Below are 19,862 nucleotides of genomic sequence, written 5' to 3'. Positions count from 1 at the left end.
AATAAATAAGAGTGATTTATTAATGTTGACAGCTTGGCGAGGCTGGTATTTTCTAGGGCAGCACTTGGCCGGGAGGATAACTGTCCGAGGTGTTCATGCGAAAGTAGAGCTGCCCACCGGCAGCGCGTCGCATTACGATCAAACTCTGGGAGGTAGTGACATGCGCAAAAGCATTTATCTGAAATCAACCATTCTTGGTGCCGCCGTTGTGGCCATCGCCGCCTTTGCCGCTCCAGCACAGGCCGCAGGCGTCGGTGCCTGCCTGATCACCAAGACGGACACCAATCCGTTCTTCGTCAAGATGAAGGAGGGCGCCGTTGCCAAGGCAAAGGAACTCGGCGTCGACCTGAAGACCTATGCCGGCAAGATCGACGGCGACAGCGAAAGCCAGGTGGCAGCGATTGAAACCTGCATCGCCGATGGTGCCAAGGGCATCCTGATCACCGCATCCGACACGGCCGGCATTGTTTCGTCGGTCAAGCAGGCCCGCGATGCCGGCGTTCTCGTCATCGCACTCGACACAACGCTTGATCCAATCGACGCAGCAGATGCGACATTTGCCACGGACAACCTTCTGGCAGGCGAACTCGTCGGCAAGTGGGCTGCCGGAACCTTGGGTGACAAGGCCAAGGATGCAAAAATTGCCTTCCTTGACCTGACGCCTTCGCAGCCATCCGTCGATGTCCAGCGCGACCAGGGTTTCATGAAGGGCTTTGGCATTGACGTGGGCGACATCAACAAGATCGGCGACGAAAAAGACCCGCGCATTGTCGGCCATGACGTTACCAACGGCAATGAAGAAGGCGGCCGCAAGGCCATGGAAAACCTTCTGCAGAAAGACCCGGGCGTCAACGTCGTTTATACGATCAACGAACCGGCAGCTGCGGGTGCTCACGAAGCACTGAAGGCATTCGGCAAGGACAAAGGCGTCCTTCTCGTGTCCATCGACGGCGGCTGCCCGGGCGTGAAGAATGTCGAAGCCGGCATCATCGGCGCAACTTCGCAGCAATATCCGCTGATGATGGCTTCGCTCGGCATCGAGGCAATCAAGAAGTTCGCCGATACCGGCGAAAAGCCGAAGCCAACGGCAGGCAAGAGCTTCTTTGATACGGGCGTTTCCCTTGTGACGGACAAGCCGGTCAAGGGCGTCGAGTCCATCGACGTGAAAAGCGGCCTTGCCAAGTGCTGGGGCTGATCACGCCCTGATTTGACAGAAAAGCCAGCAAACAGCGAGAGGACGGTGTAAAACCGTCCTCTCCAAGCTGCGCAAATTTTGGGGGAGCCAACCCATGAACGAAGCCAATCCGGGATCACAACCCAAGCAGGAATTCGAGCGCGTTCTGACACAGAGCGCCACAGCCATCGCCAGTTTCGACAGCGAGCAGAAAAGCCTGGTCGAGCGGACGCGCCATTTTCTTCATTCGAGCCCGGCAGCGGTACCGCTGATCGTTCTCGTTCTGGCGGTTTTCGCCATTATTGTCGGTTCGCGCTTTTTCACACCCTTTGCCCTGTCGCTGATCCTGCAACAGGTCGCGATCGTCGGCATTGTCGGCGCAGCCCAGACCTTGGTGATCCTGACCGCCGGTATCGACCTTTCCGTCGGCGCGATCATGGTTCTCACATCGGTTGTCATGGGCCAGTTCACCTTCCGTTACGGATTGCCCGTCGAACTTTCCATCCTGTGCGGCGTGGCCCTCGGCGGATTGTGCGGTCTCATCAACGGCATTCTCATCGCCTACGTGAAATTGCCTCCCTTCATCGTCACGCTCGGCACCTGGCAGATCTTTCTGGCCACGACCTATATCTACTCGGCCAATGAAACGATCCGGGCGCAGGACATCGAAGCGAAGGCGCGCACGCTGCAGTTCTTCGGCGAAAAAATCCAGATCGGCAGCGCCACCTTCACCTATGGCGTATTCGCCATGATCCTTCTGATCGCCGTTCTCTGGTACGTGCTGAACCACACCGCCTGGGGCCGCCATCTCTATGCGATCGGCGACGATCCGGAAGCGGCGGAACTGGCGGGTGTCAGGACCAAGCGCGTGCTGATTTCCGTCTACGTGCTGGCCGGTTTCATCTGCGCGCTCGCCGGTTGGGCCCAGATCGGCCGCAACGGTTCGGTGTCACCGCAGGTCGGCCAGTTCGCCAATATCGAATCCATCACCGCGGTGGTTATCGGCGGCATGTCGCTCTTCGGCGGACGCGGCTCCATCCTCGGCATGCTGTTCGGCGCGCTGATCGTCGGTGTCTTCTCCTTCGGCATGCGCATGTACGGCACGGATGTCCAATGGACCTATCTGATGATCGGCGTCCTGATCATCACGGCCGTGGCAATCGATCAGTGGATCAGAAAGGTAGCAGGCTGATGACACCGCAACCCATTCTCACCGCCCGTGGCCTGGTCAAGCGTTACGGCCGTGTCACCGCGCTCGATCATGCGGATTTCGATCTTTATGCCGGAGAAGTCCTCGCCGTCATCGGCGACAACGGCGCGGGAAAATCCTCGCTGATCAAGGCGATTTCCGGTGCGGTTCATCCCGACGAGGGCGAGATCACGCTCGATGGCAAGCCGATCCATTTCCGCTCTCCCATGGAAGCGCGCGATGCCGGGATCGAAACCGTCTATCAGAACCTTGCCCTGTCGCCGGCACTTTCCATCGCCGACAACATGTTTCTCGGCCGCGAAATCCGCAAGCCGGGTATTCTGGGCAGCTGGCTGCGCATGCTGGACCGCAAGACCATGGAGAAGCAGGCCCGTGACAAGCTGACCGAGCTTGGCCTGATGACCATTCAGAACATCAGCCAGGCGGTGGAAACGCTCTCCGGCGGCCAGCGGCAGGGTGTCGCCGTGGCGCGTGCGGCAGCCTTCGGCTCCAAGGTCGTCATCATGGACGAACCGACGGCGGCGCTTGGCGTCAAGGAGTCACGCCGCGTTCTCGAGCTCATCCAGGATGTGAAAAAGCGCGGATTGCCGATTGTGCTGATCTCGCACAATATGCCACATGTTTTCGAAGTGGCGGACCGCATCCACATTCACCGGCTTGGCAAACGCCTTTGTGTCATCGACCCGAAGGAATACAGCATGTCGGACGCCGTGGCATTCATGACCGGCGCCAAGGAACCACCCGCCAGTCTTGCTGCATGAAGGACAGAATTGAAAAATGAAACGCTCAGAAGTCAACGCGATCATCCGTGAAAGCGACAAGTTCATCCGCTCCTTCGGCTATGTCATGCCGCCTTTCGCCTACTGGTCGCCGGAAGAACTGAAGGCCCGCACCTCAAGCGATTCCAGGGCCATTCTCGATGCCAGGCTCGGCTGGGATATCACCGACTATGGACAGGGCAAGTTCGATGAACTCGGCCTGTTCCTCTTCACCACCCGCAACGGCAATCAGGCAGACCTGAAAAAGGGCGGCGGCATGCTCTATGCGGAAAAGATCATGATCTCCCGCGAAAAGCAGCTCTCGCCGATGCACCGCCATATCGTCAAGGCCGAGGACATCATCAACCGCGGCGGCGGCACGCTCGTGCTCGAACTGTTCAACTCGAATGCCGATGGCAGCGTCGACGAGAAGACGGATGTGGAAGTGGCAACGGACGGCCGTATCGTCACGCTGAAGGCCGGCGGCCTGCTGAAGCTGCAGCCGGGCGAAAGCGTCACGCTGCTGCCGGGAAACTGGCACGCATTCTGGGGTGAGGGCGGCGACGTCCTGATCGGCGAGGTTTCCACGGTCAATGACGACCTGACCGACAATATCTTCCGCGAGCCGATCGGCCGCTTCTCCTCGATTGAAGAGGACGAGCCACCGGTGCATCTTCTGGTTTCCGATTATGACAAATGGCTTGCCTGAGCCATCCTGCGGACAGCACAATGATTATAGCGATCGATGAGCTGGTGACGGCCATTCTGGCCCGCGCCACCGAAACCAAACGTTTGATCGTTGCCATTGCCGGCCCTCCCGGGGCCGGCAAATCCACCGTTTCCGCCGCTATCTCCGCGGCAATCAACGCGCGCGAAGCCAATGCGGCCGTCGTGGTTCCCATGGACGGTTTCCATCTCGACAATGCCATCCTCGATGCACGCGACCAGCGCAAGCGCAAGGGATCGCCGCCAACCTTCGATTGTGCCGGACTGGAAGTGCTGTTGAAACGGCTCAGGGCAGGGGAAGACAATGTCGTCATTCCGCTTTTTGACCGCAAGCTCGATCTCGCCCGGGCGGGCGCCGCCGTGGTCAGCGGCGATCAGCGCATTCTTCTGGTCGAGGGGAACTATCTTCTTCTGAACCAGTCGCCCTGGGACCGGCTCGGCCCGCTGTTCGACCTCACCGTATTCCTGCAGGTGGATCGTGTCGAAATGGAAAATCGCCTCGTGCAGCGGTGGCTGGGCTATGGCTACAATGTCGGCTCGGCACAGCAGCGTGCCCTGTCGAACGACATTCCCAATGCCGACCTTGTGCTCTCCGCCTCGCGCCCCGCTGATTACACGGTCGTCAACTAGAGCCATTGTCATTTGACTGTAACAGGGAAAGGCAATGAGCTGTCGTTCCCCGGCGAGAGACGATTCGCCACATGCAGGCACGATGATGAACAGCCTCTATCCAGAGATTGAACCTTATGACCACGGCATGCTCGCCGTCGGTGATGGCAACGAAATCCATTGGGAAGCCTGCGGCAATCCGCGGGGAATTCCGGCTCTTGTCCTGCATGGCGGGCCGGGTTCCGGCTCATCCGCAAACGCGCGCCGTTTCTTCGATCCAGAACGCTACCGCATCATCCTGTTCGATCAGCGGGGCTGCGGACGCAGCATACCGCATGCCAGCGATCCCCAGACTGATATGTCCGTGAACACGACGGAACATGTGTTGAGGGATATCGAATGTTTGCGCACCCATCTTGATATCGGGCATTGGCTTCTGTTCGGCATGTCATGGGGTTGCACATTGGGGCTTGCCTATGCCGAGGCCTATCCGGAGCGTGTCCTGGCTTTGGTGCTGGCAGGGGTGACGACGACGCGGCGATCCGAGATCGATTGGCTCTATCGCGGCATCGCTCCGCTGTTTCCCGAGCAATGGGCGCATTTCCGGCGCGGCGCTGAGCTCGACAATGCCCGGCATGTCTCGGGTGCGTGGTTCGACAAGCTCACCATGAGGGGATTGAGTGCCCTGCAGAAACAAGACCTCCCTCATGGTGAGCTTGTCGAACCACGCACTCAATCAATGCAGCAAGACTTGGCCAAAAACACCGATGACGATCTTGTCGCTGCCTATTATCGCCTGCTCAACGATGTGGATCCCGCCATCCGTTTGCAGGCGGCACGCGACTGGCATGCATGGGAGTCCGCATCCATCCTTGTCGATCCGGCGGCAAAACTGTCACCGAAATGGTCGGATGATCGCTATATCCTGGCACGCGCCCGCATCATAACCCACTATTTCTATCACAATGCCTGGCTGGAAGACCGCATTTTATTGAACCAAGCCAGTCTGTTGAAGGGAATTCCTGGTATCATGATTCAGGGCCGTTTCGACCTTGAAGCCCCGCTTGTCACCGCGTGGGAGTTATCGAAGGCCTGGCCGGATGGCACGCTTGTCATCGTGCCCAATGCCGGTCATTCCCCAACCAGTCCCGGCATGACGGACGCCATTATTGCCGCAACGGACCGGTTTGCACGGGAGCCGTCAAATGGTGCGGTCGGTATTTGATGCAACCGAAAGCCTATGCGCGGGGTGAAAGGCGTGTGGCCATGTTTGCCATGATCGCGGCAGCCGCGGCGCGGGTAATGCCGGCCCAGGACTGCAAGACGTCCGGCGTTATGCGGTAGGCGGGGCCGGTGACGGAAATGCCCGCAACGAAGTGCCGGTTATTGGCATGTATCGGCGCGGCAACGCAGCAAATGTCCGCCTCGTGTTCTTCCCGGTCATAGGCATTGCCTTCCGCCCGGATCTGCTCGATTTCCCGCCGCAGCGCCTTGGCATCGGGCAGAGTGCTCGCGGTAAAACGCCGAAACGCGATCTGGGCAATGCGCGCCTGAAGCTCATCGTCGGGCAGGGCGGACAGGGCTGCCTTGCCGACGCCGGTGCAATAGACCGGGGCGGTATTGCCGATCTGCGAATACATGCGCACGCTCTGCCGGCTTTCGACCTTGTCGAGATAGATCACCTCGATACCCCGCAAAACGCCTAAATGAACCGTTTCACCGGTCTGTTCGTGCAGTCTCTGCAGATGCGGTTCGGCAATGGTGCGAAAATCATTGCTGGCCCAGGCCCTGGAGGCGAGCTCCAGCAGGCGCAGCCCGAGACCGTAGGAGTGATCCCGGTTCAGGTCGAGAAGTCCTTCCTCGATCAGATTGGATATTTGCCGGTGCAACGTACCACGCGGCTGGTCGGACAGTTTGAGCACATCGGTGAATCGAAGCGGCACGGGCGATGACGCAATGATGTGCACGACCTCAAGCGCCTTGCCGAGCGTCCCCGTTGAATTTTCCCGTGTCTTGCCCATTGAATCGCAACCGCCTCTTGACTTTCGGCACCATAGGATGACTATTCTATATAGTCAAATCAAGTTCCAAATAATGGAACATTGCAGCGAGATTTTCTCATGATGCCCTCGGCGATTTTCCCTGACCTGAAAGATCGTTCTGTCCTGATCACCGGGGGAGGGTCCGGGATCGGCGCAGCGTTGACGGAGGGGTTCGTGCGCCAGGGCTCGCGCGTTGCCTTCATCGACATTGCGGATGAAGCCTCGCAATCACTGGCGGAGCGCCTCGACCGCGAATATGGCAACCGGCCGCTCTATCTCAATACGGACCTGCGCGATATCGAAGCGCTGCGGGCCTCGATCAGCCGCGCCATTGAGGCCCACGGCCCGGTGACGGTGCTTGTGAACAATGCCGCCTGGGACGACAGGCACGATATCGATGATGTGACCGTCGAGTACTGGGACAAGAACCAGTCGGTCAATCTGCGTCCGCAGTTCTTTGCCGCGCAGGCCGTTGTGCCGGGCATGCGGCAGGCGGGCGGCGGTTCCATCGTCAATTTCACCTCGACATCCTTCATGATCAATCAGGGCAACTTTCCCTCCTATACCGCTGCAAAGGCTGGGATTATCGGCCTGACCAAAGGCCTTGCCGGGCGCCTCGGGCCGGAGAAAATCCGCGTCAATGCGATCGCGCCGGGATGGGTCATCACCGACCGCCAGCGCGAACTCTGGGTGACGGAAGACGGTTTGAAGTCCCACATCGGCAAGCAGGTTCTCAAGGAAGAAATCCAGCCCGGCGATATGGTCGGCCCCTGCCTGTTTCTCGCCTCCGATGCGGCCCGCATGCTCACCGCCCAGACATTGATTGTCGATGGAGGCTATCTGTGACCACCGCTGCAACCTATGCCGTTGCCGACTGGGGAACGAGCCGTTTCCGTCTCTGGCTTCTCGACCGTGAAGGCCATGTCGTCGCCGAGCGGCGTTCGGACGATGGTCTGGATACCTCCCGCGCGCGCGGTTTCGCTGAAACGCTCGAGGATCATCTCGCCAGCCTGCGCGCACCGGTGGATTTGCCGGTCATCATCTGCGGCATGACGGGTTCGCGTCAGGGCTGGGTGGAAGCCAATTATGTCCCGGTTCCGGCGGATCTCACCGCCATTCTTTCCGGGGCGGTGAAGATTGCCGGCATCAAGCGCGACGTGCGTATCATTCCCGGTCTGTCGCAGTCGGGCAGCGCGCCCAATGTCATGCGGGGCGAGGAAACCCAGCTGCTGGGTGCCATGCTGGCGCGCAATCTGCGCAGCGGCCTCGTGGCGATGCCCGGCACGCATTCGAAATGGGTCGAGCTGGACGAGGGCAGGGCAACGTCATTTTCCACCTTCCTGACCGGCGAGCTCTATGCGCTTCTGGCGGGGCATTCGATCCTGCGTCATTCCATCGGCAACGCCGCGGAAGCGGTGACACCGGACCACCCCCAATTCACCGCAGGGCTTGAATTGATGCTCGGCGGCAACCGGCGCATGCTGGGCGAGCTCTTCGGCATCCGCGCGGCGATGCTGCTGGAAAATCTGCCGCCGGACGGTGCCGCGTCGCGGCTGTCCGGTCTGCTCATCGGAACGGAAATTGCCGGGGCCAAGGAAAAATTCGGCACCTCGGCCACCATTGCACTGGTCGCATCCGGCGCGATGGCCACGCTTTATGCCAAAGCCATGACCGTTGCCGGCCTGAATTTCGATATCGTCGACGCCGATGAAGCGGTGCGCAAGGGCCTGTTCGTTGCCGCGTCACAGCTTTGGCCTGCCATACAAGGATAATTCCAATGCCCCAATCGTCCGCTCCCTGGCCTAAACTGAAGCGCGATCTCATCGCGATCCTGCGCGGCGTCAAGCCGGATGAAGTGCTGGCCATCGGCGAAGAACTGGTGAAAGCCGGTATCGATGTCATCGAGGTGCCGCTGAATTCACCCGAACCGTTCCAGTCCATCGAGCTGCTGGCAAAGACACTGCCGTCCCATGTCCTGATCGGGGCAGGCACCGTGCTTGATCCCGCCGACATTGCGCGCCTCGATGCAGCCGGTGGCCGCCTGATGATCAGCCCCAATGTCGATGCCGCCGTGCTGGCCGCCGCCGCCCGGGCCGGGATGGTCACCATGCCCGGCGTGTTCACGCCGACGGAAGCGCTGGCCGCCTTGCAGGCCGGGGCCTCGGGCCTCAAGTTTTTCCCGGCAAGCGTCCTGGGGCCGGACGGCATCAAGGCGATCAGCGCCATCCTGCCGAAGGGAACAGTCATCGGCGCCGTCGGCGGCGTCGACGAGAACGGCTTTGCCGCCTACGCCAAGGTCGGGGTTCGCACCTTCGGCCTGGGTTCCAGCCTGTACAAGGTCGGCGCATCCGCTTCCCACGTCGCTGAACGGGCAAGGGCCACGGTTGAGGCCTATGACCGCACCTTCCAAGCCGGAGCCTGACCATGGATCAGCCGAAGATCAGCATCCTGCACGACGACCCGTGTGAACTCGGCGAAGGCCCTGGCTACGATCCGCTGACAAGCACGATCTGGTGGTTCGATATCGTCACCGGCCGGCTTTTCGAGAAGCCGCGCGCCGGGGGTCCGGCGACAATCCATCCGCTCGGCCAGATGGCGAGTGCGCTTGCGGTGATCGATGCGGGGCGCCAGCTGATCGCGACGGAAACAGGTCTGTTCATCCGCGACCGCAAGACCGGACACACGGTCATGCATCAGCCCATCGAGGCGGATAATCCGGTGACCCGCTCGAACGACGCCCGCGTCCATCCGGCGGGCGCCTTCTGGATCGGCACCATGGGCAAGAAATCGCAGAAGGGGGCAGGATCGATCTATTGGTACCGGGAAGGGCAGCTGCGCACCCTTTTCACCGGCATTTCGATCACCAATTCGATCTGCTTCTCGCCGGACGGGCGCATCAGCTATTTCGCCGATACCACCCGCAATATCATCTGGCGGGTCGATACGGATCCGCAGACCGGCCTGCCCATCGGCGAGCCCGCGGTCTTCTACCAGCACAAGGACGCCGGCGGCATCGACGGCTCCGTCGTTGACCGCGACGGCAATCTCTGGAATGCGTGCTGGGGCCGTTCGCATATCGATGTCTATTCGCCCGATGGCAGACGGATCCGTTCGATCGCAACCCCGGCGCGGCAACCATCCTGCCCGGCGTTCATCGACGCCGACTCCGCAACCCTGGTGGTAACGACTGCCTATCATGACATGACGGAAGCGGAGCAAAAATCCGATCCCAATGCCGGCAAGACATTCCTGATCGAACTGGCCGGGAAGGGGCGTTTCGATCCGCCCGTCCGGCTGTGACAATCTTGCCCGTCTCAACCCGAAAGGTCGCGCACCAGATACGCTTGCTTGCCGAATAGGACCATGATGCTGAAGCCGGTGGCTGAAAAGACAATGGCCAGAAACACCCAGCCCGGCAAACCCCAGCCAACCAGCAGGGCCGTGAGCAGAATGGGGCCGAACATTTCGGCGGCCGCAGAACTGGTATTGAAGAAACCCTGATATTCGCCCTCCTGTCCCGGTGGCGCCAGTCGGAAGCTTAGATCCCAGGCTCCGGCCATGTGCATCATCTCACCCGACACATGCAGCAAGACCGCCAGCAGAGCGAATACCACCGTCAGCCATACCGTCGACGGCACAGCCATTGCTGCGAATAAGAAACAGGCCGCAGACAGCAGAAGGGTGGCGAAGAAGATCGATCTGCGCGCCTCGCATGCATTGGTGACCCGGCGTGCCAGCCGCACCTGCATCAGCATGACACTTACGGTATTCAGGCCATAGAGGACCGAAGCGATCCAAAGCGGGGCGTTGGTGTGCAGGGCAATCCACAGGGGCAGCGCCATGTTGAGCAGAGGAATGTAGAGAAGAATGACCGTGTTGAGCAGCGTCAGGATCATATAGGGCCGGTCTCCCAGCACGGTGAGCGGAGAACCTTTCCCGACGGTGGCAAGCCCCGGCACCACGGGCGGCAGCAAACGATAAGCCGCAGCAGCAACGAGGAAAATTGCCCCGCCAAGGGCAAAGGCCAGCCGATAGCCGGTCAAACTGTCGAAATACAATGCCAGGCCGCCGATCATAGCACCGGCCGATAGGCCGCAATTGCCGAGCGCACGCAGATACGCGCTCGTTTGCGTGCGCTGGCTGGCATCAATAAGGGTCGCAATCATCGCCATGCGCGCGGTCATGGCGCCACGCAGACATGCGGCAAAGCAACAGGCGGTTATGACAAAGGCCGTGACTCCGCTAACCAACAGGAAAATCCAGTCGCAGACGCCGGCCCCAACGGTCAGCCACACTGCAATGTTGCGCGCGTTCCAGCGATCGGCAAGAATGCCGATGGGCAATGGCACAAGCAAGCCAACCAATCCGGCTACCGTCAGACCAAGGCCTATTTCGCGCGGCGCTAAACCGGATGCTCTGGAAAAGAACAAGGCAGAACTGGAAAAATATACACCGGCGGCGACGGCACCCATCGTCTGGGCAATGGCAAGCCCGCGAACTGTCCTGTCCGCGGGCAGGATAGTTCGCGGGAAAACGCTGTGTTTCAACCGATTTTCTGGCTATCGCCATGCAGCGAGATGACTTCTGGCGACCAAAACACCGAAGTACAACCAGCGGTTATGGCTACCGGAGCCTCTCCATCGGCTGTCGCAATTGCATATGCTGGGTTTGTCATAATCATGCTCTGTTGGATTATCCTCGCACAAAAAGCCTACATCAGATCGAAATGACCGAAAATTAGACCAACGGACTAGAGGCGGCAGGGAAGGGTGTCTGGCTTTCCCTTGAAGCGAAAAAAGCCGCGCCGATGCGTGTTTCCGGACACATGTCCGGGAGAACCGGTGCAATTTGCAGTGAACGCAACTTGGAGTAGTTGACAATAGCGTCAAAGCTGCCAATCAGGCTGGAATATTAACCATATTCCTCCGGCCGGGAGACATAATCCGATGGACAAGCTGAATTTGCATCAGGACGAAATAGACGCATTTGATCTTGCTCCCATTTCCCTCTGGCTGGAAGATTTCAGCGACGTCCGGAAATTCTTCGATTCCCTCCGGCAGGCGGGTGTCGACGACATCACGTCGTATCTGCGCGTGGATGAAAACCGGGTGCGCGATTGCGCAAGGCTCATCCGCGTCATCAAGGTCAACAAGAAGACGCTATCGCTGTTTGAAGCCGCCGATTTCAGCGAACTCGTCGCCAATCTCGGTGCCATTTTCCGCGACGACATGCTGCAGACCCATGTGCAGGAGCTGGCGCAGCTTTGGCAAGGCAAAGGCGAATTTTCCAGCGACACCGTAAACTATTCGCTGTCCGGCAAGCGGCTCGATATCCAGCTGCGCGGCAAGGTCTTGCCCGGCTATGAAACAAGCTGGGAAAAGGTCCTTATCTCCATCGAGGACGTGACCGACCGGGAAGAAGCGAGACGGCAGCACGCGGCAAGCCAACGCTATGCCGAGGGTCTCTTCGAGCATTCTCCCGTATCGCTGTGGGTTGAGGATTTCAGCAAGATCAAGAAGCTGCTTGACGGGCTGCGCAACCGCGGCATCGAGGACTTCCGGGTTTTCACCGATGTTCATCCGGAATTCGTCCAGCAATGCGCCAGCGAAATCCGTGTCATCGACGTGAACCGCGAAACGCTCAAGCTTTTCCAGGCGCCGGACGCCATGACCTTGCTGCGCCGTTTGCCCGACGTGTTCAAGGACGAGATGAACGTGCATTTCCGCGAACAGCTGATCGACCTGTGGAACGGCAAGCTGTTCCATCAGCGGGAGACGGTCAATTACGCGCTCGACGGCTCCGAACGCCATGTCCTTCTGCAGTTTTCCGTGCTGCCCGGGCATGAAACAGACTGGTCGCTGGTTCAGATATCGCTGACCGATATCACCGCGCGTAAGAAAGCCGAAGCCTATCTTGAATATCTCGGCAAGCATGACGTGCTGACGCGTCTGCACAACCGTGCCTTCTACGTCGACGAGTTGAACCGGCTGGAACGCCGCGAGTTCTTTCCGGTCTCCATCGTCATCCTCGATCTCAACGGACTGAAGACAACCAATGATCAATGGGGCCACGGTGTCGGCGATGGATTGTTGCGCCGGGCCGGCGAAATCCTCAGCGAAGCCGTGAAGCCGCCGCACTATGCCGCGCGGATCGGCGGCGATGAATTTGCGGTGCTTCTGCCAGCAGTCGATGAAGCCGGTGCGGTGGCGGTCGTCGAGGAAATCGTCAGCCTGATCGAGATCAACAACCAGTACTATTCCAATATTCCATTGAGTTTTTCGATTGGCTGGGCCACCAGTGCTGCCGGCGAGAAACTGGAAGCCGTGGCAAAGCGCGCCGACCTGCAGATGTACCAGGACAAGCGGTTGCGCTATTCGACCGGTGAAACCGGCTGGCGCAGCGGTACGACCGTGCGCGAACAGGGCTGATCGCCTTGGCGGTTGCCGGGACATGTCTGTATCCCGGCAACAAAGAGTAGTTCCATAACTACTCTTATGCGATCTTAATGGCGATCTTGGGTGGGTTCTATTTCAAACGGCTTTACCCTCAGATACCCTCGCCATGCATATGACCCTCATGGGTCAGCGTCGCGATAAAGCGCTTGGTGCGTTCCTGCTTCGGCTGGGTGAAGATATCGTGCGACGTGCCGGTCTCCACGATCACGCCGCCGTCGAGCACGATGGCCTGATTGGCAATGCGCGAAGCCAGGCGCAGATCATGCGTTGCCATGACCATGGTCGTTCCCTCACGTGCGAGTTGGGCAAGCACGTCGACGACTTCACCCGAGAGTTCAGGATCGAGCGCCGATGTCGGCTCGTCGCAGAGCAGGATTTTCGGCGACGGGGCAAGCGCGCGCGCAATCGCGACACGCTGCTGTTGCCCGCCGGAGAGGGTTGACGGCCATACCTCCGCCTTGTGGGCAAGGCCAACCTTGTCGAGCAGCGCCATGGCCCGCTCCCGCGCCTTCTCCTTCGGCCATTTCAGAACGGTCGTCAGCCCCTCCGTCACGTTCTCGATCACGGTGCGATGCGGAAACAGCTGAAAGTTCTGGAACACCATGCCCGAATGCCGGCGCACCAGCTGGATGGACTTGGTGGTCACCTTAACACCGGGCTGGAAATCCAGCCTGTCACCATCGATCTCCACCGAGCCGGAGGTGGGAATTTCCAGCAAATTCATGCAGCGCAGCAAGGTGCTCTTGCCACCGCCGGAGGGTCCGACAAGCGCCATGACCGAGCCTTCGGCAATGCTTAGGGACACATTCTTCAGGACCGTCAGATCGCCGAAACGCTTCTCGATATGCTTCAGTTCAATCATCATGACCGTGCCTCCAGAAATCCGCCATAACGATTGAGACGCTGTTCGAGCCGCGCCTGCAGGGAAGAAAGGACAGAGCTCAGGATCAGGTAGATGATCGCTGCCTCCACGTAGAGGATCAACGGCTCATAGGTGGTGGCAACGATGCGCTGCGCCGCCTGAAACATCTCCGGAACGGTGATGGCAGCGGCCAACGATGTGTCCTTGACGAGGGAGATGAAGGTGTTCGACAGCGGCGGCACCGCCACACGCGCCGCCTGCGGCAGGATGGTGCGGCGCATGGCCTGCGACCAGGTCATCCCGATGGAATAGGCTGCCTCCCACTGCCCGCGTGGCACGGATGAAATCACGGCACGCAGGATTTCCGATGTATAGGCGCCGATATTGAGGGTGAAACCGATCAGGGCGGCGGTAAAGGCGTCGAGCACGATACCGGCGCTGGGAAGCCCGTAGAAAATCAGGAACAGCTGCACCAGCAGCGGCGTGCCGCGGATGATCCAGACATAGAACTTGACGATAGCCACGAAGGGCCAGGCCGCAAACAGCCGGACGAGTGCCGCGATCAAACCGACGGTCAGCCCGAGGACAAAGGACAAGAGCGTCAGCGGAATGGTGAAAATCAGCCCGGCCCACAGGAGCGGCCCGAGCGATTCAAGCATCAGTGTCAGCCAATGGGACAAGGCTGCATCTCCCTCAAAAGAAAAGGCAGGGAGTGTGATCCCCCTGCCCTGTTAGAGCGTACTTTTTTCCAGGCGTAAACAGCCTTACTTCGAAACGTCCTGGCCGAAATACTTGTCGGCGATCTGCTTGTAGGTCCCGTCAGCCTTGATGGTTACTAGCGCCTTGTTGATGGCGGCAAGCAGGTCCGGTTCACCCTTGCGGATGATGATGCCGGAGAAATCGGCATTGTCCTGGGTTGCTGCGATTTTCACATTGGCGTCCGGCTTGTGCTTCTTGAAATCGAGGAAAGACAGGCTGTCATTGACCGTCGCATCGGCACGGCCGCTGAGCAGGAGCTGGATCGACTGGTCAAAGCCATCGGTGCCGACAAGCTCCGCGCCATTGCTCTGGGCAATCTTGCCGAAATTGCTCGACAGCGACTGGGCAGACTTCTTGCCCTTCAGATCGGCAAAAGACTTGATGTCCGTGTTGTCACCCTTGGTGATCAGCACGGCCTTGGAAGCGATGTAGGGCTCGGAAAAATCATACTTCGCCTTGCGCGCTTCGGTGATGCCGACCTGGTTGATGACCGTGTCATAGCGCTTGGCATCAAGCCCGGCGATCAGGCCATCCCACTTGCCTTCGAGAAACTCGGCTTTCACGCCAAGGTTCTTGGCAATGGCTTCGCCGATTTCCACATCGAAGCCAACCAGCTTGCCTGCGGTGTCGTGATAGGTGAACGGCGCATAGGTGCCTTCCGTGCCGATCTTGAGCACGCCGGCCGTCTTGATCTGTTCAAGGTTGGATTGCGCCTGCGCCTGGGTTTGCATCGGCACAATTGCCAGAGCCTGCAGAGCGCCAACGACGAGTAGGGATTTGAGCCAGTTCATTTTTTGTTTCCATCCTGAGTTTCCAAGCCTTTCGGCGGATGATTGGAAAATGTCACTTTGTCCTAAGCATGCACAGGCACTATTCGCTGTCATCAAACGCGAATTTGTGAATTTAATACCACGAATACCCAATACAAGGAAAAATAATTCCTCGCCTGAAAGACCGGCAGAGCCGTGTTTGCACGTCAGGCCGCCGGATCGATCCTTTGCCCGGTTGCCGGGTTGAAAACGTGCACGTCGCTGGCCCGGATTCCGATGTGCATGGTGTCCCCCGGCCTGCGGTCCGTCCGGCCCATCGCATAGATGCAAACCTGCACATCAGCCAGGATCGTGTAGAACTGTGTCGACAGCCCCAAAGGCTCGATGACCTGGATCTTGACTTCCAACGCGTCCGAACTGCCGACTTCGATGTTTTCCGGGCGGATGCCAAGGGTTATCCGCTCGCCGTCCTCGATGGGCAGTCTTGCATTGAGGGCAATGGTCTGGCCATCACCGAGGCGCGCCTCAACTGTGGCATCGCTGCGGTTGACCACTGCCGGCAGGAAGTTCATGCCGGGCGATCCGATGAAGCCCGCGACAAAGAGGTTGGCTGGATGGTCGTACAGTTCGAGCGGTGTGCCGACCTGCTGGATCACCCCGTCATGCATCACCACGATGCGGTCGGCCATGGTCATGGCTTCCACCTGATCGTGGGTGACATAGACGGATGTCGTCTTCAGCTGCTGATGCAGCGCCTTGATTTCCGTGCGCATGTGCACGCGCAATTTTGCGTCAAGATTGGACAATGGCTCATCGAAGAGAAACACCTGGGGATCGCGCACGATCGCACGGCCCATGGCCACGCGCTGGCGCTGGCCGCCGGAGAGCTGGCGCGGCAGGCGCTGCAGGAAGACGTCGAGACCGAGCCGCTTGGCAGCCGCGCCGACGCGGTCGAAAACCAAATCCTTGGCGGTTTTGCGCAACAGCAGGCTGAAGCCCATGTTGGATGCCACATCCATATGCGGATAAAGCGCATAGGACTGGAACACCATGGCGATATCGCGATCCTTCGGTGCGACGTCATTGACGACACGTTCGCCGATACGGATTTCTCCGGCGGAGATTTCCTCCAGCCCGGCGATCATGCGCAGCAGGGTCGACTTGCCGCATCCGGACGGGCCGACGAGCACCACGAACTCGCCATCGGCAATGGAAAGGTCCACGGCGGACAGCACGTTCATCGCGCCATAGTTTTTCTGAACATTGGTAATGGTGACGGAAGCCATGAGCTTATCTCTTTCGATTATCCCTTGACGGCACCGGCGGTCAGGCCGGTCACGAGGTAGCGTTGCAAGAAGCCGAAGAACAGGCAGGCCGGTATGAGCGCCAGCACCGAGGCCGCCATCATCTGCCCCCAGTCGACAGCAAACTTGCCGATGAAGGTGAGCAGGCCGACGGCAAAGGTTTTCTGGCTGTCGCTGCTGATCAGCATGAGAGCGAAGAGCAGTTCACTCCATGCAGCGGTGAAAACAAAGCCGAGCGTCGCGCCCATGCCCGGCAGGGTGAGCGGAATGATGACCCGGCGCAGCGCCTGGCTGCGGCTGCAGCCATCGATCATCGCAGCCTCCTCCAGGTCCTTGGGGATGCCATCAAAGAACGACTGCATCAGGAAGGTGGCGAAGGCGATGTTGAACGCCGTGTAGATGATGATCAGCCCGGTCAGACTGTTGGTCAGCCCGAGCTCACCCATGATGCGATAGATGGGCGGAATGACCATCACCAGCGGGAATGTCTGCGTGAGCAGCAGGGTCACGGCCACAGTGGTTTTGCCGCGGAATGAAAACCGCGACATGGCATAGCCTGCCGCAGAGGCAATGACGGTGACGAGCACGGCAGTTATGACGGAGACAATCACGCTGTTGAGGAAATAACGCGGGAAGTCGGTCGCGCGCAGCACGGTCTTGTAGTTCTCCCAGGTCGCCGACGACGGCCACAGCGTGATGCCTTCCGAATACAGGAGTGATTGCGGGGTGACGGAAATCTTCAGCGTCCAGAACAGCGGAAACAGCGCGAAAATGACGTAGGCGGCAACGGCACTATAAAGGCCGATGCTGCCCAGAATACGGGCTTTACGGGAACGTCCGGCGATCATCAGGAATACCTCACAAGCGAGCGGCGGATGCGGATGAGCACAACCGCATAGAGGATGAGAAGCGCCAGAAGCAGCACGGCGACAGCCGAAGCATAGCCTTTGTCCAGGGTCTTGAAGGCGCTGACATAGATGTAGGTCGCAACCGTATTGGTCGAACCGGCCGGGCCACCCTCCGTCATGACGTAGATGAGATCGGCGAAAGTGGCGATCCAGATCGTCCGCAGCATGACGGTGATGGCGATGGTCGGCGCCAGGAACGGCAGCGTTACCCTGGTGAAACGCTGCCACGGGTTTGCGCCATCAATCGCCGCCGCTTCATGCAGCTCCGATGGAATGGATTTCAATGCCGCCAGCAGAGTAATGGCGAAAAACGGCACGCCGAACCAGACATTGGCGATGATCGGGCCCCACATGGCGGTGGCGGGATCGGAAAGAATATTCGTGGGCTCGGACTTGAGGCCGAGCGCAAAAAGCCAGTGCGGCAACGGGCCGACAATAGGATTGAAAAGCCAGGCCCAGGTCAGGCCGGAGAGGAAAGACGGCACTGCCCATGGCAGGAAGACAATCGCCTGTACGACCTTCTTGCCGAAAAACGGCCGGTCGAGCAGCAGAGCCAGCCCCAGTCCGAGAAAGAACTGGAGAAATAGGCTGGCAACCGTCCACCACAACGTGTTCATCAGGGCCTGTCCGAGAACCGGGTCGGACAACAAGGCCTTGTATTGGGCCAGCCCGACATAGTCCGACTTGAACGCCGAGAACTTGCGGAAGGAATAGCTGACGCCGAAGATCAGCGGAACCACCAGAACGACAAGCAGCAGGACAAGCGCCGGACTGAGATAAAACCACGGCTCGAAAGCAGCGCTGAAGCGGCGCTTGCTGCTTGCCCTTCTCTCCTGTTGCGGCGTCAGTGCCGCGGTGGATTGCATTGCCATGTTTCTGGCCCCTCTTTTGCAAACAGTTCCCCGTCCCTCGCCACCGGATTCCCGGATTGGCGAAAGTCATGAGAAAAATGCCCTGGCGTTGTTGGCGCCAGGGCATCCGGTCGAGTTATTTCTTGTTCTTGGCCATCCAGGCCTGCTGCTGCTCGGTCAGGAATACAGACCAGTCATCCGCAACCTGCTTGGCTGTCTTCTGGCCAAGCAGCACTTCCTGGAAATTCTTCACCGATACGGAATCGTAGAAGTTGCCGAGATTCTCCAGATGGGTCGGCGGTGTCACGAACTCGAACGTCTTCGGATCGCTCAGCTCCTGGAACCAGCCCTTGAAGCTTTCCGAGCCGAAATAGGGATCCTTGTCCGCACCGTTGTGGATCGGCAAGACGCCGACATTCTTGGCGAATTCCAGATTGTCTTCCGGTGCCAGCAGCGTGCCCATCAGCTTCCAGGCATCATCCTTGACCTTGGAGTTGGCAAACATGGCCCATCCGGCATAACCGAGTGTCGGATAGGACTTGCCGCTCGGTCCGGTCGGCATCGGCGCCACGCCGAAATCTTCCTTCTTCATCTTCTCGGCAATACCGATCAGAGCATCCGGGTCCTGGTCGAGCATAGCGCATGTGCCGGAGTAGAAGCCGGTGACGATTTCATTGAAACCCCAGCTGACACTGTCCTTCGGCGCATAGCCCTTCTTGTAGATCTCGGCGAGCATTTCGAGACCTTTGACCGAGCCCGGCTCGTTCAGGGTCGCCGTGCCATCGGCATTGAAGTACGCACCCTTGCCATTGGCAATGTTCATGAACATCTGGACGCCATTGAAGCCGCCGGGACCGCCGCGCAGGCAGTAGCCATACTTGCCCTTGATCGCGGAAATCTTCTTGTTGGCTTCCATGAATTCATCGAGCGTCTTTGGCGCTTCCTTGAGCCCGGCTTCGGCAAACAGCTTCTTGTTCCAGAACATGGCGCGGACATAATAGCCGTAGGGGATCATGTACTGCTTGTGGTCGACCACGGAACCGAACTGCTTCGCACGCTCGCCGAGCGTACCGCCGTCCTTCCATTTCGCAACATAGGCTCCAAGATCTTCGAGCTGGCCATTGTTGGCATAGAGCCCGAGCCAGCGTTCCGGCATTTCGACGATATCGGGCGTATCACCCGCCTGAACCATCGTCAGGAATTTTTCGAAAGCCTGTCCCCAGGGCAGCGAGACCAGTTCCACCTTGACTCCCGGATTGGCCTTCTCGAAGCCCGCGATCTGCTTTTTCAGCAGTTCCGTGCGCGGCGGACTGGTGATCACTTCGACCATCTTGATGGTCGTGTCAGCAAAGGCTGACGATACGGTCATGGCCAATGCCGCCATGGCACCGGCGAGAAATGTTCCCATTCTTTTTTGCATTTTATGCTCCCACT

20 protein-coding genes are annotated in these 19,862 nt (G+C 59.2%); 11 read left to right on the top strand and 9 right to left on the bottom strand.

Annotation, left to right across the window (positions count from 1 at the left end):
- Positions 1-178 precede the first annotated feature (178 nt).
- The 6 genes from ACZ5FP_RS22515 (at position 179) to ACZ5FP_RS22490 (ending at position 5,702) form a co-directional block, all read left to right on the top strand.
- On the top strand, positions 179-1,195 hold the full coding sequence (locus ACZ5FP_RS22515) for a substrate-binding domain-containing protein (RefSeq protein WP_464664867.1): 1,017 nt from the start codon (positions 179-181) through the stop codon (positions 1,193-1,195).
- 94 nt (positions 1,196-1,289) lie between these two features.
- On the top strand, positions 1,290-2,366 hold the full coding sequence (locus ACZ5FP_RS22510) for an ABC transporter permease (protein WP_464664720.1): 1,077 nt from the start codon (positions 1,290-1,292) through the stop codon (positions 2,364-2,366).
- Positions 2,366-3,145 carry an ATP-binding cassette domain-containing protein gene (locus ACZ5FP_RS22505; RefSeq protein WP_223614606.1) on the top strand — a complete coding sequence of 260 codons (780 nt, stop codon included), beginning with the start codon at positions 2,366-2,368 and terminating at the stop codon, positions 3,143-3,145. Before ACZ5FP_RS22510 ends, ACZ5FP_RS22505 begins: the two co-directional genes overlap by 1 nt.
- 16 nt (positions 3,146-3,161) lie before the next feature.
- Complete coding sequence (locus tag ACZ5FP_RS22500) at positions 3,162-3,851, top strand: D-lyxose/D-mannose family sugar isomerase (RefSeq protein WP_464664719.1); 690 nt, start codon at positions 3,162-3,164, stop codon at positions 3,849-3,851.
- Between the two features lie 20 nt (positions 3,852-3,871).
- Positions 3,872-4,498 carry a nucleoside/nucleotide kinase family protein gene (locus ACZ5FP_RS22495; protein ID WP_464664718.1) on the top strand — a complete coding sequence of 209 codons (627 nt, stop codon included), beginning with the start codon at positions 3,872-3,874 and terminating at the stop codon, positions 4,496-4,498.
- Between the two features lie 85 nt (positions 4,499-4,583).
- On the top strand, positions 4,584-5,702 hold the full coding sequence (locus ACZ5FP_RS22490; RefSeq protein ID WP_464664866.1) for an alpha/beta fold hydrolase: 1,119 nt from the start codon (positions 4,584-4,586) through the stop codon (positions 5,700-5,702).
- A gap of 13 nt (positions 5,703-5,715) precedes the next feature.
- Here ACZ5FP_RS22490 and ACZ5FP_RS22485 read toward each other — a convergent pair whose 3' ends face one another.
- On the bottom strand, positions 5,716-6,498 hold the full coding sequence (locus ACZ5FP_RS22485; protein WP_464664717.1) for an IclR family transcriptional regulator: 783 nt from the start codon (positions 6,496-6,498) through the stop codon (positions 5,716-5,718).
- Between the two features lie 99 nt (positions 6,499-6,597).
- Here ACZ5FP_RS22485 and ACZ5FP_RS22480 point away from each other — a divergent pair, with 99 nt between their 5' ends.
- The 4 genes from ACZ5FP_RS22480 to ACZ5FP_RS22465 are packed head-to-tail and all read left to right on the top strand — an operon-like array spanning position 6,598 to position 9,819.
- Positions 6,598-7,365 carry an SDR family NAD(P)-dependent oxidoreductase gene (locus ACZ5FP_RS22480; protein ID WP_464664716.1) on the top strand — a complete coding sequence of 256 codons (768 nt, stop codon included), beginning with the start codon at positions 6,598-6,600 and terminating at the stop codon, positions 7,363-7,365.
- A complete protein-coding gene (locus ACZ5FP_RS22475; RefSeq protein WP_464664715.1) occupies positions 7,362-8,291 on the top strand; it encodes a 2-dehydro-3-deoxygalactonokinase in 930 nt (309 codons plus the stop codon). Before ACZ5FP_RS22480 ends, ACZ5FP_RS22475 begins: the two co-directional genes overlap by 4 nt.
- A gap of 5 nt (positions 8,292-8,296) precedes the next feature.
- Positions 8,297-8,941 carry a 2-dehydro-3-deoxy-6-phosphogalactonate aldolase gene (locus ACZ5FP_RS22470; RefSeq protein WP_223614600.1) on the top strand — a complete coding sequence of 215 codons (645 nt, stop codon included), beginning with the start codon at positions 8,297-8,299 and terminating at the stop codon, positions 8,939-8,941.
- A gap of 2 nt (positions 8,942-8,943) precedes the next feature.
- A complete protein-coding gene (locus ACZ5FP_RS22465; protein WP_464664714.1) occupies positions 8,944-9,819 on the top strand; it encodes an SMP-30/gluconolactonase/LRE family protein in 876 nt (291 codons plus the stop codon).
- A 14-nt stretch (positions 9,820-9,833) separates the two neighbouring features.
- Here the strand turns inward: ACZ5FP_RS22465 and ACZ5FP_RS22460 are convergent, their stop codons facing one another.
- The gene (locus ACZ5FP_RS22460; protein ID WP_464664713.1) at positions 9,834-11,066 is read right to left on the bottom strand and encodes an MFS transporter; all 1,233 of its coding nucleotides are present in this window, start codon (positions 11,064-11,066) and stop codon (positions 9,834-9,836) included.
- Between the two features lie 399 nt (positions 11,067-11,465).
- On the opposite strand from ACZ5FP_RS22460, the gene ACZ5FP_RS22455 reads away from it, so the two are divergent.
- Positions 11,466-12,947: a sensor domain-containing diguanylate cyclase gene (locus ACZ5FP_RS22455; protein WP_464664712.1), complete on the top strand. Its 1,482-nt coding sequence runs from the start codon at positions 11,466-11,468 to the stop codon at positions 12,945-12,947.
- 118 nt (positions 12,948-13,065) lie between these two features.
- Here ACZ5FP_RS22455 and ACZ5FP_RS22450 read toward each other — a convergent pair whose 3' ends face one another.
- The 7 genes from ACZ5FP_RS22450 to ACZ5FP_RS22420 all read right to left on the bottom strand — a co-directional run bounded on the left by ACZ5FP_RS22450 (position 13,066) and on the right by ACZ5FP_RS22420 (position 19,848).
- The gene (locus ACZ5FP_RS22450) at positions 13,066-13,836 is read right to left on the bottom strand and encodes an amino acid ABC transporter ATP-binding protein (RefSeq protein WP_223616076.1); all 771 of its coding nucleotides are present in this window, start codon (positions 13,834-13,836) and stop codon (positions 13,066-13,068) included.
- Positions 13,836-14,516 carry an amino acid ABC transporter permease gene (locus tag ACZ5FP_RS22445; RefSeq protein ID WP_288193239.1) on the bottom strand — a complete coding sequence of 227 codons (681 nt, stop codon included), beginning with the start codon at positions 14,514-14,516 and terminating at the stop codon, positions 13,836-13,838. The genes ACZ5FP_RS22450 and ACZ5FP_RS22445 overlap by 1 nt, the downstream gene beginning before the upstream one ends.
- Before the next feature lie 84 nt (positions 14,517-14,600).
- Positions 14,601-15,386, bottom strand: coding sequence for an amino acid ABC transporter substrate-binding protein (locus ACZ5FP_RS22440; protein WP_346308429.1), 786 nt, complete (start codon positions 15,384-15,386; stop codon positions 14,601-14,603).
- A gap of 185 nt (positions 15,387-15,571) precedes the next feature.
- The gene (locus tag ACZ5FP_RS22435) at positions 15,572-16,651 is read right to left on the bottom strand and encodes an ABC transporter ATP-binding protein (RefSeq protein WP_464664711.1); all 1,080 of its coding nucleotides are present in this window, start codon (positions 16,649-16,651) and stop codon (positions 15,572-15,574) included.
- A gap of 17 nt (positions 16,652-16,668) precedes the next feature.
- Positions 16,669-17,517, bottom strand: a complete 849-nt coding sequence (locus ACZ5FP_RS22430) for a carbohydrate ABC transporter permease (RefSeq protein ID WP_464664710.1) — start codon at positions 17,515-17,517, stop codon at positions 16,669-16,671.
- Positions 17,517-18,443 (bottom strand): carbohydrate ABC transporter permease, encoded by a 927-nt coding sequence (locus ACZ5FP_RS22425; protein ID WP_374042717.1) that lies wholly within the window; start codon positions 18,441-18,443, stop codon positions 17,517-17,519. Before ACZ5FP_RS22425 ends, ACZ5FP_RS22430 begins: the two co-directional genes overlap by 1 nt.
- A gap of 121 nt (positions 18,444-18,564) precedes the next feature.
- Positions 18,565-19,848, bottom strand: a complete 1,284-nt coding sequence (locus ACZ5FP_RS22420; RefSeq protein ID WP_464664709.1) for an ABC transporter substrate-binding protein — start codon at positions 19,846-19,848, stop codon at positions 18,565-18,567.
- Positions 19,849-19,862: the final 14 nt, after the last annotated feature.

The sequence above is a fragment of the Phyllobacterium sp. T2-21 genome, assembly GCF_055378485.1.
This window is presented reverse-complemented; position numbering and strand designations above follow the sequence as displayed.